This is a genomic window from Methylobacterium sp. 1973, from assembly GCF_040545035.1.
GTDB lineage: Bacteria > Pseudomonadota > Alphaproteobacteria > Rhizobiales > Beijerinckiaceae > Methylobacterium > Methylobacterium fujisawaense.
Map to the genome: position 1 here is coordinate 1 of NZ_JBEPLA010000045.1, position 1060 is coordinate 1060.

Consider the following 1060-nt stretch of genomic DNA (forward strand, 5'->3'; position numbering starts at 1 on the left):
GTAACAAGGTAGCCGTAGGGGAACCTGCGGCTGGATCACCTCCTTTCTAAGGATGCTGACAGCAGGATGACCGGTCTTCCGGTCCGCTCCTCGGACGGCGTCATTAGGATATCAGGGCTCAGTCAGAGCCCATTGGCGGGACAGATGCCGCCCTCGTTTCTCTTCCTCACCAGATAGCGCGATCGCTCAAGCGATCCGACTGCGGCTGATGCTGCGGTTTGGTCTCGCGACAGCTTGATCGTACTGGGCCTGTAGCTCAGGTGGTTAGAGCGCACCCCTGATAAGGGTGAGGTCGGACGTTCGAGTCGTCCCAGGCCCACCATGGACGGGACGTTCGACCTGCTGGCATGCCCCTTGGGGACATAGCTCAGTTGGGAGAGCGCGTGCTTTGCAAGCATGAGGTCGTCGGTTCGATCCCGTCTGTCTCCACCATCTTTTTGGGACTTGGCGTCGTGCAAACGGCCGCCGCCCGAAGATGTGTGTCGAGGCCGCTATCTGGAGAATGGGTTTGCCGCGGCAATGATCAGCGAGGACCGACAGGTTCGGTTGACGCTGCCGTGTGCGAAAACAATCAGTGACATCGTGAAGAGGGAATGTGGCCGTTGGGGCAGCGAAAGCTGCCAACCCCGGCGGTCATGTTCGGCAAGCATACGGTGGTCGGGTCGGAAACGATCTGATCACTGGTCTTTTTGTGACCGTGTCGCGCTGATCGGCCAGCCTTACGGCTGTCGGATCAGCGACGGACATCGATCACGAGAGCGATCAAGTGCCTTAAGAGCATTCGGTGGATGCCTTGGCGCTGAGAGGCGATGAAGGACGTGGTACGCTGCGATAAGCCTTGGGGAGCTGCGAACGAGCTTTGATCCAGGGATTTCCGAATGGGGAAACCCACCTTCGACCTTCCGTATTGTGTTTCTATGGCCTGTCTTTCCGCGGACACCCGCGGACTGGCTCCGTAGAAGCAACAATACGGTTGGTCACATGAAGGTATCAAATCCTGAATACAATAGGGGTTTGAAGCGAACCCGGGGAACTGAAACATCTCAGTACCCGGAGGAAA

At 57.8% G+C, this 1060-nt stretch carries 2 tRNA genes and 1 rRNA gene; all 3 read left to right on the plus strand.

Features of this window, described 5'->3' with window-relative positions:
• Nucleotides 1–245: 245 nt before the first annotated feature.
• Nucleotides 246–322: transfer RNA gene (locus ABIC70_RS28370), tRNA-Ile, on the plus strand.
• A 34-nt stretch (nt 323–356) separates the two neighbouring features.
• Nucleotides 357–432: transfer RNA gene (locus ABIC70_RS28375), tRNA-Ala, on the plus strand.
• A gap of 328 nt (nt 433–760) precedes the next feature.
• A 23S ribosomal RNA gene (locus ABIC70_RS28380) occupies nt 761–1060 on the plus strand; the annotation flags it as partial.